The sequence below is a fragment of the Bifidobacterium sp. LH_491 genome, assembly GCF_056356495.1.
Genome location: NZ_JBKEUI010000001.1, coordinates 420,616 through 436,384, shown reverse-complemented (window position 1 = coordinate 436,384; position 15,769 = coordinate 420,616). Strand labels below are relative to the sequence as shown.

Below are 15,769 nucleotides of genomic sequence, written 5' to 3'. Positions count from 1 at the left end.
AAAGCGCCATGACTAGTTCTTGAAGCTGTGAATCGGCGCGGGGATACGCCCACCACGCGATACAAACGCCTCGCAACTCGCCTGATTCACCGGCATAATGGGCGCATATCCCATCAATCCGCCGAAGTTCGCCATCTCGCCGACAGTTTTGCCCACCACCGGAATAATGCGCACGGCGGTAGTCTTCTGATTCACCATGCCGATGGCGGCTTCGTCGGCGATAATGCCGGCAATCGTCGCCGCGGACGTATCGCCCGGAATGGCGATCATGTCCAAGCCGACCGAACACACGCAGGTCATTGCTTCCAACTTCTCCAACGTCAGACACCCGGAGCTGGCGGCATCGATCATGTTCTTGTCTTCGGAAACCGGAATGAACGCGCCCGACAGACCACCAACCGAGGAGGACGCCATGATGCCGCCCTTCTTGACCTGGTCGTTAAGCATGGCCAGCGCCGCGGTCGTGCCGGGGCCGCCCACCTGAGACAGGCCGATTTTCTCCAACACCTCACCGACCGAGTCGCCCACGGCCGGCGTCGGAGCGAGCGACAGATCGATGATGCCGAACGGCACGCCCAGACGACGGGCCGCCTCCTGCGCCACCAACTGTCCGACGCGCGTAATCTTGAACGCCGTGCGCTTGATGGTTTCGCACAGGAAGGTGAAATCACGACCCCGCGCCGCATCCAACGCACGCGAGACCACACCCGGGCCGGATACGCCCACATGCACCACCACATCGCCTTCAGTGACGCCGTGGAAGCCGCCTGCCATAAAGGGATTGTCGTCAGGCGCGTTGCAGAATGCGACGAATTTCACACAACCATAGCTGTCGTTATCAGCCGTGGCGGCCGCGATGTCCTTAATCACATGACCCAGCAACGCCACCGCATCCATATCGATGCCGGTACGGGTCGAACCGACGTTTACCGACGAGCATACGATGTCGGTTTGCGCCAACGCCTGCGGCAGGGAGCGAATCAGCCGCTCCTCGGCCGGAGTCATCGCCTTGCTCACCAACGCCGAATAGCCACCCAACAAATCGACACCGACCTGCTTACCCGCACGATCCAACGTATGCGCGATACGCACGAAATCCTCGCTCGTGGCGCACGCCTTGGCACCCACCAAGGCGATAGGAGTCACCGTAATGCGCTTGTTGACGATGGGAATGCCATAGTCGCGGCTAATCGCCTCGCCGGTGGCCACCAAATCCTTGGCCACCGTGGTGATCTTCGTATAAATGTTCTCACACAAGCGATCCAGGTCGTCGCTGACGCAATCCATCAGGCTGATGCCCATGGTGATGGTGCGCACATCAAGCTGTTCCTGTTCGATCATCTGATTGGTCTCGTGGACCTCCATGATGTTGAGCATGCCCACCCCTCAGACACGATGCATCTTGGTGAAGATATCCTCGCGCTGGCAGCGAATACGCACGCCGATATCCTCGCCCAACGTTTCCAAATCAGTCACCATCGCACCAAAGTCATCATCATTGGCGGCGCAATCCACGATCATCATCATATTGAAAAATCCATCGATGATGGTCTGTGAGATATCGAGCACATTGACCTGATGATCAGATAAATACGTGCACACACGGGCAATAATGCCGACCGTATCGCGGCCGACAACCGTAATGATTGCCTTGTTCATAACACCCTTCCTGGTTGCCGTTGGCCCCGCAGCCCGCATACGCCGGCGTAAGCCTCGATCTTCCGCTCACCAGTATACGACCACTCATGGAGCCGTAGACGAGCGTCTCCCCCTACCAAGCGGCGAGGGCGCGTCCGATGCCGAACGCGCCCTCGCCGTCTCTTATCTCGGCCTATGCCTCATGCCAAGCGCCGCGCAGCGCGCACACCCGTTCAAATCGAGCATCGCCGCGAGCGTCAAGGGCACAACGAACCTCTGCCTGCTGAGGATCGAACAGCATGCTGCCCGCGTCTTCGCCGTCGTTGACGAACACCTCGATGATCGTCCGGTCCATGAACACCTCTACGCGGCGTACTTGCTCCACAGCCGTAACGAAATCGACATCATCCACCTGCAACCCGTGGGTTACCAAACGCGTAACGCCTTGTTCGCGCTTGAGCCACACGCCCGTCTGCACACCGTCGCGCACCTCCCCATGCACCAGTTCCACGGCGAAATCAGCGTCATCATCAAATCGGATATCGGCATAATACGTTTGCCGCGGCGCCCGTGCCACCAACATATTATGCTCGCGCGCCACCGGCAATTCCTCTGCGATCAACCGCTCGTAGACCTCCCGAACCGGGCGGCTCACCAAGCGCCCCTCCCTCATATGCAGCTCGCGAGGCAGGGACATCGCGCCATTGGCCAGACATCCACGTTCCGTACGAGCTCCCGGAAAATCGGTATACCAGCCGAATACGATGCGGCGCCCGTCGTCATCGCACATACTCTGCGTGGCATAGTATCCAGAACCAAAGTCACACCATCCGCTCGATTCGACGCTCAGACGCGGCCCCTGATCTGTTGCTTGCAATTGTCCGGCATACCAACGCACCTGTTGGAAACGTCCATATTCGTCACGGTAATGCATCAACGCACCCACCGCCACCACCTGGCCATCCAGTGCGAACACATCAGGACACTCGAAGGTACGCGAGATAGCGTGACCACGATCGGCCAGAACCGGTCCTTCGTAACGCCATACCGTATTGCGCCGCAATGGCAGCGGCGCCGAAAACGCCACGATGGCCGGCACACGCTCCGTATTCCCCGAGCCCCATTCACCTGGCTTACCCTGTGGTGATACGCTGAACCACCCATGCGTGTCATCGACCGCCGCGCCGATTTCACCGCCACGGGGAAGCCGATCTTCGTCAATGTTGGTCGCAGTCACCATATAAGCGCGCTTCGAATCGACAGCCGTCTCAGGCAAGGCGCACTCAACCTTCGGGTCACGCATATCAAATCCACAGGTATCGTCGGGCCGCAGCACAGCGGGGGTCTCGATACCCATATGCACGCCATCCACACTCAGGCATGTTGTCTGATATTCTTCCACCGACTCCTCATGGCCGCGTGTTTCCACATGACGGGTCAGATAGAACCGTATGGCATATGCATCGTCGCCCTTGCATGGGTTGCCCTCAACGTCCACCGTCACCGCGCATCCAGAGAAGGCACCGCCCGTCAACGCCGGATCCTTGGCAAACGCCTCCTGCGGGTCCAACGCCACAGGCAGATGCGTCCAATGCACCAAGTCATGGCTTACCGCATGGCCCCAATGCATGCAGTCCCAGCCCCAGCCGTACGGATTGAACTGGTAGAACAGATGATAGCGTCCCTGGAAACGGCACAATCCATTCGGGTCGTTCATCCAACGCGCCGGAGGTTCAAAGTGCGCGCCGGAACGACCAGATCCCCCATACACGTCCTGCCATGACGGCATGGTATCCCACTGCGCATCGTCGGGATTGAGGTTGACGTAGCGTATACCACGATCGAGGATGTCCTCACATTCGCTCAGATAGCCAAACCGTGCTACACCCCCGTCGATGTCCACCTCCAGATCGGTGTGCTGCGGCACTTCGAGAGCGATATGCTCACGGTTGCGATACGAAGGCAGATCATGGTATCGATCGCCGCCAGCCCAGCCAACCCGCACCCGGCATGTCGAAGCATGCTCGTCCCGCTCAACGAAAAGCTCCAGTAGCCGATACGGACCACTCGATATACGGGCGTGCACACCCTGCTCCTGAGCCGTGTTCATTGCTTTTCCTTTCCGGGGAATATCCCCCATGTTCACGACACTACTGCTTTAAACATTAAACGTATAACTTTTCAACGCGCCGAGGAACGACACATCAGACCCTCGATTATCGGCCGCCCATCACTGTCTCACCGATTGGCGTTCGATAATGCGGCATCGTATCCGATAGGCCCATCGATCGTCAGGCCATCGCATCTGCGGACTCTCTTCCAGCACCTCAGCAACAGCTTCAGGACCATCCAACGCCTCGACCAATTTGACCACCGAAACATAACCCATGTCATAGTGCGGCAATTCCACAGTCGTCAGCCCAGGTGACAGCACGTTCGTGATAAAAGGCTGATTGTCGACGCTCACCACGGAAATATCCTCGCCAACGCGCAGACCGCATGCGGCCGCCGCACGATACACCGCCGCGGCACGCCTATCGTTGAAGCAAAACACCGCATCGGGCCGATGCGTATCAAACAGCCGTCCCATACGCTCGACGGCATTCACCTCTTCCGTCACGTTGACAATCAGCGACTCATCCACTCCGATTCCGGACTGCGACAACGCACGACGATACCCGGCAAGCCGCTCACCCTGCGCCACGATGGGAGCCTCCGACCCACAATAAGCGATGCGCTCGCACCCAGCCGCAATAAGCCTATTGGTGGCATCAAACCCAACAGTCTCATCATCGGGGAATGCCGAAGGCACCATATGCGCGGCGTCCTGACCATCTACCACCACCGTCGGCACATCAGTCAAACGACGCGGCACGTCCACAATCTTGTGATACATCAACGCATACAGAAAACCGTCAACGCGGTACCGGCGCAACATCGCGATCTCACGGTCACGCACCTCGTCATCATTGCCGGTGTTGACCGTCAACAACATATATCCGAGTCGACGAGCGGCATCCTGAGCACCCAACAGAATTCGACTGGCGTATGGCGTGATGGCAATTTCATCAGAAACGAATCCCAACACATGCGAGCGTTTCGTCTTCAGTGTCAACGCCACGGAATTCTGCTCGTACCCCAATTCTTGGGCGGCACGACGTACCTTATGTACCGTGGCTTCGGCCACACGATTCGCGTACTTGCCGTTCAGCACCAACGACACCGTACACACCGATACACCCGCCTGTCGAGCCACGTCCTTCATCGAAACCACAATTCACCACCGTAGTCCACTGCAATCGCACCACCAGCATAATCCTGGTAGCATCATACTCTTGCCAGCCGGGCAGTCTGCGTATCATCACGCCGCAATCCCGGCAGACGACCGCATACGGACACCAGAACCACCGTTAGCGCCAGCGGCAAAGACACGCCAAAGGCCATGAATATGCCAGGCCATGTGCACCACACGCATACCGTGAACAACAGCACGCCCAGCACACCGACCGTACACAGTGGACGCGCCATCACCATACGCCATGCCATAACAGCCACCCAACGGTTCGTTGCCTCAAAATGCGCCCGAATCACCCACGACTCGAGACACCATACGCCATACCACAGCGATGCGAGCAGGAGCACACCACCACACGCATAGCCATACACTCCCATATCGTTATGCCACGTCAGCCACTGCGCATATGCCAGCAGCGCACCGGCCAACCCCTGGCACCATCCCAGCTGGTTGGCCTTGACAATGTCGCAACGCCACGTCCGATGAAACATCGTCCACGTCTGCGCGACGCCCCATCCGCGATCCTCGCTGAGTATCCACGAACGATACACCGAGCACGCCGCCGTCATCGACGGAAACCAACCCAGCAACACCAGACCACATATCGTATGGATCACAATGGCGACATTGACCACCAATACCACCAGTATCGCACGGCAGCATCGCTCATAAGCGACCGCAAATCCAGCCATACGCACCCCCGATAAGCATTCGTGCCGCGCGAACCCGCATCCACGCGGCACGACATCGCCGATCAGCCCTTGACCGCTCCGAGCATCACGCCCTTGTCAAAATACTTTTGCAGGAACGGATACCCAATCAGCAACGGCAACGTCGACACAATGATGATACCGAACTTAATCTGATCGGCAGCCTGCTGCTGCGCCGCCGCGTTCACATTCGTACCGGTCCCTTGGGCAACCAGCAGCAGATTCTGCAACACCACCTGCAACGGCTGCTTGCCATCGTCGGTAATGTAAATCAAGCCGGTCATGAAGTCATTCCAATGGCCAACGAAATAGTACAAGCCAATCACCGCCAAAATGGCCGAGCTTAGCGGCAGCACCACACGGAAGAAGTATCCGAAATACGCCAATCCATCAATCTGCGCGGCATCATGCAATTCCTCAGGAATGGAACTGTCGAAGAAGGAACGCGCCACAATCACGTTGTACACGCTCACCGCTCCCGGCAGAATAAACACCCACATAGTGTTATTGATGCCCAACGCCTTATACAGCAGATAGTTCGGAATCAGGCCGCCGCCAATGAACATGGTGACCGTGAACAGAAACATGATCACACGCCGCGGCTTGAACTCACGGCGGCTCAGCGCAAACGCACAAGGAATGGTGACCGCCATATTCACCGCAGTGCCCACTACCGAATAGATGATGGTATTGAGATACCCCTGCCAGATACGGTTGTTGGCGAATACCTTTGCATAGCCCGCGAAGGTTATATCCTTAGGCAGCAACGTCACGTCACCGGCAGCCACCGCGTTCGGCGAGGAAAATGATGCCATCACCACAAACCATAGCGGATACAACACCGCCAACACCACCACGATCAATAACCCATACACAATGCACGACGCCACCATATCCGCCGGTTTCTGGCGTTGACGCACATGCTTGTTCCATGGAATCTGCGACGCATCCACTCTCGGCGTCACATTATTCGCCTGCACTGCCGACATCACCAACCTCCTAGAAAATACTGGACTTCGACACACGCTTGGAAATCGCATTCGCCGTAATCAGGAACACGAAATTCACCAATGTATTAAACAGGCCAATGGCCGTCGAGTATGAATATTGGCCATTGAGAATACCGATCTTGTACACATATGTCGAGATCACTTCCGTCGCCGGCAGATTCAGCGCATTCTGCATCAGATAAATCTTATCGAAACCGACGTTGAGCACCGATCCCATGGTCATGATGAGTAGAATCGAACACGTAGGCAAAATCGTAGGAAAATCCACATAACGAATCAGTTGCATACGTCCAGCACCGTCAATGCGGGCCGCTTCGTACAGCGACGTATCCACGGAGCTCAGCGCCGCCAGATAAATAATGGAATTCCATCCGACATGCTGCCACACTTCCGAGATCCAGTACACAGCCGTAATCGCTGATGTGCTGCCCATGAGACTTTCGTCCCCCAGGAAGCGCCCTATGATACCGGAATTCGGGGTCAGGAAGATATTCAGCATGGAAACGATAACCACCACCGAAATGAAATGCGGCATATAGGTAATCGTCTGCACAAATCCTTTGACCCGCTTGGAATGCAACTGATTAATCAATAGCGCCAAAATAATCGGGAAGATAAATCCCATCACCAGCGTCCACAACGAAATGCGCACGGTATTGACCATAATCTCGCCAAACAACGGATTATGGAAGAAATCCGCAAAGTATTGCAGCCCTACGAATCGCCCTCCCGTCAATCCGGCCTGTGGATTGAACTCTCGGAACGCCAACATGATGCCCCACATCGGCACATAGGCGAATAGCGCCACAAACACCAATGCCGGCGCGCATAACACCCATAATTGCCAATAGCGAACGCCATGGTCCACCAATCGTTGCCACACACCACGATCGCGCCGACGCGCGATGCCATCCTCGATTCCCGCACTCCTGCGGGCGGTTCGCCATGTCATATATTCTCCCATATCTGCTATGAACGACGTTCCCCTACCAGCCCCGCGCGCGGCCGAACCTATAGCGAAGCATAAGCGCCTAGTACAGGACTCCGGCCGCACACCGGACATCGATTACCTCAGAAGCGGCACACCACTACTTGGTGTACTTGTCGTACCACTTCTGCCAAATCGCAATATTGTTTTCCAAGCCAAGACTTGGTTCGCTGATCTTCTTCAGATAGGAATCCCACTCCTTATCGATGCCACCGTTTTGCACCCATTTGGCGTACTGATTATTGGCGTAATTAAAAATCGCCGTGTTGTTATTCTGCAAGGTGTCGGTGTCATCGCTATCAGGACGCACATAAATCGGAATCACATCCTTGATGGGATCGACACGCGAACGGGCATCACGAACCGCCAGATCGGAAGCCGTCACCTGATCGGCATTCGTATCATTGACAATAGTCACGTCGTCACGAATCCAACCGCCGAAACGATCCTGCAACGCCACGGCACGAGTGTCGGGATACTCGGCATATGCCTTCTGCTTATTGATGGTGTAGGTATGGTTGCCGTCATCCGTAACGATATCGGGAATCGAACCGAAATACCCCGCCACCGACAGACGCTCGCCATACATGGCGTTGATGATTTTGAAGATGGCGTCCTTGTTCGCCGCCGTGCTGCTTACCGTCACACCCGAACCGGAATACGCCCAACGAGCCGCATCCTGCGAATAATCCCACTTGACCTGGGAGTCCGGCGTCGAGGCGTCCTTCTTCAACGGAGGCAAGGTCACATACTGGTCGCCCAAGCTATCGCCAAATTCGGAATAGTTCGACCAGCCGAACGACACACCGGTAATTGCGGTCTTGCCATCGCTAATGGTCTGCGCATTGTACTGCGAGGCATCGCGGGTAAGTACATCCTTAGGAATCAGCCCCTGCGACATGAGCTCATGCAGGTATGCAAGCACATCCTTCAACGCCGGCGACGTCATGTAGCTTTTGACCTTGCCGTTATCCACGTAATATCCCTGCTCCGAAGCGCCGCCTCCCATGAAGGACGTCACCACACCTTCGGAATTCATCAGCGTCAGCGGACTCCACAAACCAAAACCGAGGCCGCGAATGTTCATCGGCACTTCATCGGCCTTGCCATTGCCATTGGGATCCTCATTCTTGAATGCCTTGAGCACCTGTTCCAGTTCATCCCACGTGGTCGGCATTTGCAATCCAAGTTTGTCGAGCCAGGTCTTATTGATGAACATGTGAGTTCCCGACACTTCATATCCCTTGCCACGATCGGAGGGCAGCAACGGAATGCTCTTTCCTACCCGCACGTACTTGAGCGCATCCGGGTTGGCTTCGAAATACTCTTCCACGTTCGGCATCTGCTTGAGATGCGGCTTGAGATCTTCGAACGAATCACTGTATTTTACTGCATCCGTGGTGCTGAACAGCGACAATCCGATATCGGGGAACTCGCCCGCGGCCATCTTCGCGCTTTTCTGCTGGCCCCACGCATTGTCGGAAACTTCCTGCCAGTTAATGGTACAGTCACAAGCGGCCTCCAGATCCTTCGAGAATGATGTCTGGGCCATGGGATTGTCGGTGACGTTACGACGAACCATAATTGTCACGATCGGCTTGCCATTGGCATCCACCGTGGACTCACCGCCACACGCCGCCAGGGGAACGATCATTGCCGCAGCAGCCGCCATCGCAGCGAGCCGCACACCTCGTTGTGTCATCAGTATGCTTCTTTCCTTTGCTTCCGATACATCGCCGATGTGCGATCGGACCAATCGGCCATCGCAACATCGATAGGCAAGTCTAGCATCATTAAACGTATAACTAATACCAGATAATCAAAACCGTTGAAATTACATTGCTTTTTTTAGTATATTCGGCGTGTCTTAAGTTAATTGATTAACTTATCACATCCCCATGGCCCCGACATCCCCCAGAATACGATGGGGCGTCTGCCGTCACTGTACGACGACAGACGCCCCATTCGATCGATTCACCCTACGAGCCTAGTACGGCAACGCATCACCGACTAAGCCACGCGCGACGCTGCCGGTGCAGCCACCGCCGCCAATGCTCGCGGCGCATGGAATCCACGACGCTCAAACTCGTCAGCAATCAACTGCGCAACCTCATGGCCACGCCCCTTATCCACCAAGGCGATGATAGATCCACCAAAACCGCCACCGGTCATGCGAGCGCCATACGCACCGTTGGCGCGAGCCACGTCAACCGCCACATCCAACTCATCCACAGTGACTTCATAATCATCGCGCAACGAATCATGCGAAGCATTGAACAACTTGCCTGCCGTGGCGATATCGCCATTGGCGAAGGCCTCCACAAATTCGTCCACGCGGGCGATTTCAGTGACAACATGACGCACACGCTTCTTCATCGTCTCGTCATCCAACCGGTCAAGCACTTGCCGCAAAGCGGCTTCGCTATCCGTCGCCGCCTGCACCGCCTCGGCGGTCTCACGCAGATTGTCGACGCCAAGCATACGCGCGGCCTCCTCACACATGGAGCGACGCGCCTCATACTGTCCATCATTCAACTGATGAGGCGCCTGAGTATCCACCACGAGCAATTCCAGACCGTACTTGTCGAGGTCGAATTCCTGTGGCGATACGCTTTCCACAGCACTCAATCCCGGACGGCAGTCCAAACGGATGGCATGCCCGGCGCTGCAGCGCATCGAAGCGTTCTGATCGAGACCGCCGGTAGAGGCTCCGGCCATATCGTTTTCGGACGTGATGGCCATATCAATCAGCGTGACGCGACCAGCGTCGGTGTCCCCATAGCCCAAACCATAAGCTGCATCCAGCGCCAAAGCCGTGGAACACGTCATGGCGGCGGAAGAGCTGAGTCCGGACCCCAGCGGCACACAGGAGGTAAACGCAGCGTCAAAACCACGCACCGCTGCAAAACCAGCTTCGCGCATAGCCCACGCGACACCCACCGGATACGCGGCCCATACATCGACGCCACGGGCCTGCAGTCCCGCCAAATCGGCTTCCCTCACTTCACCCGGAGCCATATCGGACACCACGCGCACCTTGGTGTCCTCACGGGGACTCAAGGCCACAAAGGTGCGATGCGGCAACGCGATAGGCAAGCACAAACCGGCGTTGTAGTCAGTGTGCTCCCCAATCAGATTCACACGTCCCGGAGCCGCCCACACACCCATCGGCGTCTCACCGAACGTCGCCTGGAACAGCTCGGTGGCAATGCGCACGCCATCGTCGACGGACAACGGTTCGATAAATTCAACAGCTGACATGATTACATTCCTTATCTCGTAGTGGCATCCGTTCAGTCGGCAATATCAATCGGACCGAGCTCATGGAAACGCTGCGCGATGAGCTCGGGCGTGGTGTCGGAGATCCAGGCAGCCATGCCGGATTCCGAACCAGCCAGATACTTCACCTTATTCGCCGCGCGACGGAAGGAGAAGAACTGTAGGTTCATGCGATAGTGTTCACGGCGGGCGTCATGGATCGGAGCCTGATGCCATGCGGCGATGTACGGCAGATCCATACCCTTGCCGTCTCCCTTGTCGAAGAACGCATTGCCGCGCTTGAGCAGTGTGGAATACATGCTTGCCAGATCCCAACGCTCGTCGTCGTTGAGCTCATCAAGCGTCAGCACGTCGCGCACGGGAGCGACATGCACCTCCAGCGGCCAGCGGGCGGCGGCAGGCACATAAGCCACCCAGCTGTGATTGCGCATGACAATGCGCTGCGCCGCTTCGATTTCCGCGTTCATAATGTCCTTGAGCAGATTGCCGCCGGTACGCTCGAAATACGCTTCGGTGTGTTGCAATTCGGTTTCCATCTTCGGCGCGATGAACGGATAGCAGTACACCTGGCCGTGCGGATGCGCCAGGGAAACACCAATCTCCTGACCGTGATTCTCAAACGGGAAAATATGCTCGATACCGTCCATCTTCGAGATTTCCGCAGTACGGAACGCCCACGCCTCAACCACCGTACGCAAACGGCTCACCGGCAGGTTCGCCGGCAGGCCATCCTCATCGGGATCGAAGCAGATCACTTCGCAACGGCCCGCGGCCAGCTTCTTCTGCCACAACGGATTGCCATCCACGTAGCTCACCGAATCATCCGCACCCGGCACACGCACCATGGAGGGGAAACGGTTTTCAAACACCACGACGTTGTAATCGGTATCCGGCACTTCGCCATCCTGATACGGATCACCGGGTTTGCGGGCCGCCAGCGGGTTGCCGGTTGCCGTCGCACCAGGGCCAGCCGTAATCGGACGATTCATGCGGGCAGTGGCCATCGGAATCCAGTCGCCGGTGAGCGGATCGCGGCGCATCTGGGGAGCCGCATACGGCACCTCATTGCCATCGGCATCCAGATGGGGGGCGAAGCGATAGTCTAACGGACGCGGATCGTTCACTTCACGCGTCTTGGCACCGCTGACATATTCCGGGTCATCATCCAGATAGAAGAAGTCACGCCCATCCGACAGCGTCGTCGGCGTGATGCGGATATGCTCCTGCGCATATGCGCCCGGGGTGTAATTCGCGAATTCGCTCATTACTGGTTCACTCACTTTCTTGTGGTTGTTCGCTCTGGTGTGCCAGAACGAGTTCTGTTACCAAATCTTTGGTTTTCGCTGCAGAATCAGCGTCCAACCCGTCGTCAGTAATCACCGTGTCCACCTGGTCGAACCGAGCGAACAGCGACAGCGACGTGCAGCTCCACTTGGTGTGGTCCGTCAAGATGATGGTGCGGTCCGCAATCTCCATCATCGCCATATCAGTGGCCGCCTCCAAGGAGTTCGGCATGAGGAAACCACGTGGAATGGATACGGAATGCGTACCCAAGAACACCGTGTTCACGCGTAGCGATGCCACTACCTTGTCGGCTATGGGACCGACCAGAGAATTGGAACGGGTGATCACACCACCGGTGACGATTACTTCGACATCCTTGGATTCCAAAGCTTGTACCAGTTCGGCCACCGGAATGGAGTTGGTCAAAATAGTGATGCCAGACGACTGCTGCGATTCGAGGAGATGCTGGGCAAATACATACGCCGTGGTCCCGCCGCCGATGGCAATGACATCACCAGGAGCCACATACTTGATGGCTTCCTGAGCAATGGCGTCCTTCAAGCCGATATCCATCTGCGACTTAACCGAGAACAACGGTTCGCTCAGCAGCGTACTGGTGGTAACGGCACCGCCGTGCACACGCTTAAGCAGTCCTTTATCGGCAAGCTCCGCGATATCGCGTCGAATGGTCATCGCAGACACGCCCAATTCCTTGGAAAGTGCGGTGATACGCACCGCGCCACGAGTACGCAATCTGCTCAAAATCAAATGTTGTCGTTGCGACGATATCATATGAACATTATCGCACACATTCACTCAAAAGAGCAACTACCGTGAGCGTTTCGCTAGCTAAACACCACCATAGCGCACCATTGCGCACACCAACAGCACAAACACACATCATGACAACTGCGTCAAACACCGCCCATTCATACCATCCCCCAGCCATCTCCACACACACGAACTGCGCACGGTTCATGCACTCGAACCACATGCCAAAACCCAAGATGCCGGCATACGACCGCACAGGGTGAGACAATAGGAACATGACTTATGTTTGCGACAACTTCTGGCACGACGCCATCAACAAAGCCACCACAGATCTATTCACCTTCGGATACAAGCACATCATCAAACCGCACATGGTATTCAACCAAGCGCCCGATGATGCACACGATGCCATGATCCGCTTCTGCAACGTCACCAAGCGAATTCCGCCGCTGATGTGGCTACTGCGCTCCATGCTCGACTACACCGACCCCGTGCTGGAAACCACTGTCATGGGCGTGGATTTCACCAATCCCTTCGGCCTGTCGGCAGGACTCGACAAGAACTGCGACATGCCAGTGCTGCTCGACCACATCGGATTCGGTTTTGAAACCGTGGGATCCACCACCACACGCCCTTGCGCCGGCAATCCCAAGCCGTGGTTCCACCGGCTTCCCGAATACGATTCCATGCTCGTACACGTCGGCTTGGCCAATGACGGTTCCGAACACGTCATCCCCCGCACCGAACGCGCCTGGACCAACGCTTCTACCATGCAAATGTCCATCTCCATCGCCCGCACCAACGATGAGCTCGTCGGCGATCTTGACGAAGGCATCGAGGATTACCGCATCTCCATGGAGCGCGCCGCAGGCCGCAGCGCCATGGTGGAAATCAACATCTCCTGCCCCAACACGCACGCCGGCGAACCTTTCACCGATGACCCGGCCAACCTTGACCGCCTGTTCACCGCACTGGACACCGTGCAACGACCGCAGCCCACGCTCGTCAAACTGCCCCTGAACAAGTCTTGGGATGAGATGCGTGCACTGCTCGCCGTGCTTGCCGACCACAACGTGCAAGGCCTAAGCATCGCCAACCTGCAAAAGGACCGCACCGGACTGACCATTCCGCGAACATGGGAAGGTGGACTCTCGGGGGGACCAACCTACCGAGCCAGCAACGCGATGATTCGACAGGCTTACCGCGAGTTCGGCGAACGATTCTCCATTGCCGGCATCGGCGGCATCTTCACCCCCGAACAGGCCTACGCCAAAATTCGCAGCGGCGCAAGCCTGGTCATGTTCGTCAGTGCGTTGATGTATCGCGGACCGCAGCACATCACCGTATTGAAGCGAGGTCTTGCCGAACTGCTCAAACGAGACGGCTTCGACCATGTCAGCCAAGCCGTCGGCATCGACGCCTAACGCAATCGCCCCGGTGGACATCACGTCCGCCTACGACGGTGCGCCTGCCAACGTGACGCTAGGTCGAGACGACAGGCGCACCGCTGCATCACACGTGCATCAGTATGCTCCGCGCACGTATTGGTCCGGGTATGGCATCGATTCGCTCGCCACCCCCAACTTATGCGCGGCACGCATCGGCCACGACGGCTCGCGCAACGCGGCACGGCCAATCTCCACCGCATCGGCGGCACCAGAACGAAGAATCTTCGCCGCCTGCTTAGGCTTGGTAATCAGTCCCACCGCCGTCGTCGCAATCTGCGCGCGCTCGCGCACCTGCGCCGCAAACGGCACCTGATATCCCGGCCTTACCGGTATGGTCACATTCGGCACCATGCCACCGGTGGACACGTCGATAAGATCTACCCCATGCGCCTTGAGCGTCACCGCGGTTTGCACCGTCTGATCCACATCCCAGCCGCCAGCCGCCCAATCCGTAGCCGACACGCGTACCAACAACGGCATATCTTGTCCAATAGCCTCACGCACCGCATCCACCACGTCCACCAACATGCGCATGCGCCCATGCAAATCGCCGCCATAGTCATCCGTACGCTGGTTGATCAACGGGTCAAGGAACTGCGACAGCAGATATCCATGCGCCGCGTGAATCTGCACCGCATCAAAACCGGCAGCCACCGCTCGGGCGGCGGCCTGGGCGAAATCACACACAATAGCGTCGATCTCTTCACCGCGCAACTCGCGCGGCATGGCCAGCGAGCCAAACGGTACGGCGCTGGGCGCCACCGTAGGCCAGCCACCCGCCTCCGGCGGCACACTCCCCTGCTCGTAACCGATGCCGAAGCAACCCGTAGACGCCTTGCGTCCGGCGTGATTCAGCTGCACTGCCATCGCCGCACCGGCAGCCCGCACATCGCGCACAATCCAACGCCATGCCTCAACCTGATCATCGTTCCACAACCCCACATCGCGCGGCGAGATACGCCCCTCGGCGCTGACAGCAGTCGCCTCGGCGATTACCATGCCGAACCCGCCAAGCGCACGGGACACATAATGCTGGTAATGGAACGGCGTGGGCTTGCCATCGCAGTCATACGCCGAATACATATCCATAGGCGGCAACCAGATACGGTTGCGCACCGTCAGCGCCCGCAACGTCATCGGTTCGAATAACAACGCGCCATTACGATCAGCCACACGCCCCTCCTTGTTGTATCGATGAACGGCGTCTTACTGCCCTACACAGCAACCGCCACGAGTGCAATTCTACGCATCATATGCGCGAACGCCCGCCACCATGACGAGCGTTCGCCCAATGTTCATGTGTATACCACGCACCTCTCATGCGCTGCGCAACCGCGATATACCGA

General features: G+C 57.2%; 13 protein-coding genes. 1 reads left to right on the top strand and 12 read right to left on the bottom strand.

The features are described 5' to 3' along the window. Nucleotides 1–12: 12 nt before the first annotated feature. From AC1AWK_RS01400 to AC1AWK_RS01350, 11 genes are all read right to left on the bottom strand, one after another. A complete protein-coding gene (locus tag AC1AWK_RS01400; protein ID WP_476567522.1) occupies nt 13–1,377 on the bottom strand; it encodes a DUF711 family protein in 1,365 nt (454 codons plus the stop codon). Between the two features lie 9 nt (nt 1,378–1,386). After that, on the bottom strand, nt 1,387–1,659 hold the full coding sequence (locus AC1AWK_RS01395; RefSeq protein WP_476567521.1) for an ACT domain-containing protein: 273 nt from the start codon (nt 1,657–1,659) through the stop codon (nt 1,387–1,389). A 172-nt stretch (nt 1,660–1,831) separates the two neighbouring features. Beyond that, entirely contained in the window at nt 1,832–3,748 is a 1,917-nt protein-coding gene (locus AC1AWK_RS01390) for a glycoside hydrolase family protein (RefSeq protein ID WP_476567520.1), read from the bottom strand. 120 nt (nt 3,749–3,868) lie between these two features. After that, nucleotides 3,869–4,903 carry a LacI family DNA-binding transcriptional regulator gene (locus AC1AWK_RS01385; protein WP_476569516.1) on the bottom strand — a complete coding sequence of 345 codons (1,035 nt, stop codon included), beginning with the start codon at nt 4,901–4,903 and terminating at the stop codon, nt 3,869–3,871. Between the two features lie 62 nt (nt 4,904–4,965). Continuing rightward, the gene (locus AC1AWK_RS01380; protein WP_476567519.1) at nt 4,966–5,625 is read right to left on the bottom strand and encodes a YesL family protein; all 660 of its coding nucleotides are present in this window, start codon (nt 5,623–5,625) and stop codon (nt 4,966–4,968) included. A 62-nt stretch (nt 5,626–5,687) separates the two neighbouring features. Next, the gene (locus tag AC1AWK_RS01375; RefSeq protein WP_476567518.1) at nt 5,688–6,632 is read right to left on the bottom strand and encodes a carbohydrate ABC transporter permease; all 945 of its coding nucleotides are present in this window, start codon (nt 6,630–6,632) and stop codon (nt 5,688–5,690) included. A gap of 10 nt (nt 6,633–6,642) precedes the next feature. Beyond that, nucleotides 6,643–7,605: an ABC transporter permease gene (locus AC1AWK_RS01370; RefSeq protein ID WP_476567517.1), complete on the bottom strand. Its 963-nt coding sequence runs from the start codon at nt 7,603–7,605 to the stop codon at nt 6,643–6,645. A 136-nt stretch (nt 7,606–7,741) separates the two neighbouring features. Continuing rightward, on the bottom strand, nt 7,742–9,343 hold the full coding sequence (locus AC1AWK_RS01365) for an extracellular solute-binding protein (RefSeq protein ID WP_476567516.1): 1,602 nt from the start codon (nt 9,341–9,343) through the stop codon (nt 7,742–7,744). A gap of 308 nt (nt 9,344–9,651) precedes the next feature. Beyond that, the gene (gene galK / locus AC1AWK_RS01360) at nt 9,652–10,902 is read right to left on the bottom strand and encodes a galactokinase (protein WP_476567515.1); all 1,251 of its coding nucleotides are present in this window, start codon (nt 10,900–10,902) and stop codon (nt 9,652–9,654) included. Nucleotides 10,903–10,934: 32 nt separating this feature from the next. Continuing rightward, nucleotides 10,935–12,185: a galactose-1-phosphate uridylyltransferase gene (gene galT / locus AC1AWK_RS01355; RefSeq protein WP_476569514.1), complete on the bottom strand. Its 1,251-nt coding sequence runs from the start codon at nt 12,183–12,185 to the stop codon at nt 10,935–10,937. 7 nt (nt 12,186–12,192) lie between these two features. Then, the gene (locus AC1AWK_RS01350; protein WP_476567514.1) at nt 12,193–12,996 is read right to left on the bottom strand and encodes a DeoR/GlpR family DNA-binding transcription regulator; all 804 of its coding nucleotides are present in this window, start codon (nt 12,994–12,996) and stop codon (nt 12,193–12,195) included. 254 nt (nt 12,997–13,250) lie between these two features. Between AC1AWK_RS01350 and AC1AWK_RS01345 the strand changes: the two genes are divergently transcribed. Then, nucleotides 13,251–14,399: a quinone-dependent dihydroorotate dehydrogenase gene (locus AC1AWK_RS01345; protein ID WP_476567513.1), complete on the top strand. Its 1,149-nt coding sequence runs from the start codon at nt 13,251–13,253 to the stop codon at nt 14,397–14,399. Between the two features lie 99 nt (nt 14,400–14,498). Here the strand turns inward: AC1AWK_RS01345 and AC1AWK_RS01340 are convergent, their stop codons facing one another. Further along, on the bottom strand, nt 14,499–15,560 hold the full coding sequence (locus tag AC1AWK_RS01340) for an NADH:flavin oxidoreductase/NADH oxidase (RefSeq protein ID WP_476569512.1): 1,062 nt from the start codon (nt 15,558–15,560) through the stop codon (nt 14,499–14,501). Between the last annotated feature and the right edge of the window lie 209 nt (nt 15,561–15,769).

Coding starts and splice junctions, on each gene's coding strand:
- galK (WP_476567515.1), bottom strand. CDS start 10,902: ATGTCAGCTGTTGAATTTATCGAACCGTTGTCCGTCGACGATGGCGTG.
- AC1AWK_RS01365 (WP_476567516.1), bottom strand. CDS start 9,343: ATGACACAACGAGGTGTGCGGCTCGCTGCGATGGCGGCTGCTGCGGCA.
- AC1AWK_RS01340 (WP_476569512.1), bottom strand. CDS start 15,560: ATGACGTTGCGGGCGCTGACGGTGCGCAACCGTATCTGGTTGCCGCCT.
- AC1AWK_RS01385 (WP_476569516.1), bottom strand. CDS start 4,903: ATGAAGGACGTGGCTCGACAGGCGGGTGTATCGGTGTGTACGGTGTCG.
- AC1AWK_RS01375 (WP_476567518.1), bottom strand. CDS start 6,632: ATGTCGGCAGTGCAGGCGAATAATGTGACGCCGAGAGTGGATGCGTCG.
- AC1AWK_RS01345 (WP_476567513.1), top strand. CDS start 13,251: ATGACTTATGTTTGCGACAACTTCTGGCACGACGCCATCAACAAAGCC.
- AC1AWK_RS01350 (WP_476567514.1), bottom strand. CDS start 12,996: ATGATATCGTCGCAACGACAACATTTGATTTTGAGCAGATTGCGTACT.
- AC1AWK_RS01395 (WP_476567521.1), bottom strand. CDS start 1,659: ATGAACAAGGCAATCATTACGGTTGTCGGCCGCGATACGGTCGGCATT.
- AC1AWK_RS01380 (WP_476567519.1), bottom strand. CDS start 5,625: ATGGCTGGATTTGCGGTCGCTTATGAGCGATGCTGCCGTGCGATACTG.
- AC1AWK_RS01390 (WP_476567520.1), bottom strand. CDS start 3,748: ATGAACACGGCTCAGGAGCAGGGTGTGCACGCCCGTATATCGAGTGGT.
- galT (WP_476569514.1), bottom strand. CDS start 12,185: ATGAGCGAATTCGCGAATTACACCCCGGGCGCATATGCGCAGGAGCAT.
- AC1AWK_RS01400 (WP_476567522.1), bottom strand. CDS start 1,377: ATGCTCAACATCATGGAGGTCCACGAGACCAATCAGATGATCGAACAG.
- AC1AWK_RS01370 (WP_476567517.1), bottom strand. CDS start 7,605: ATGACATGGCGAACCGCCCGCAGGAGTGCGGGAATCGAGGATGGCATC.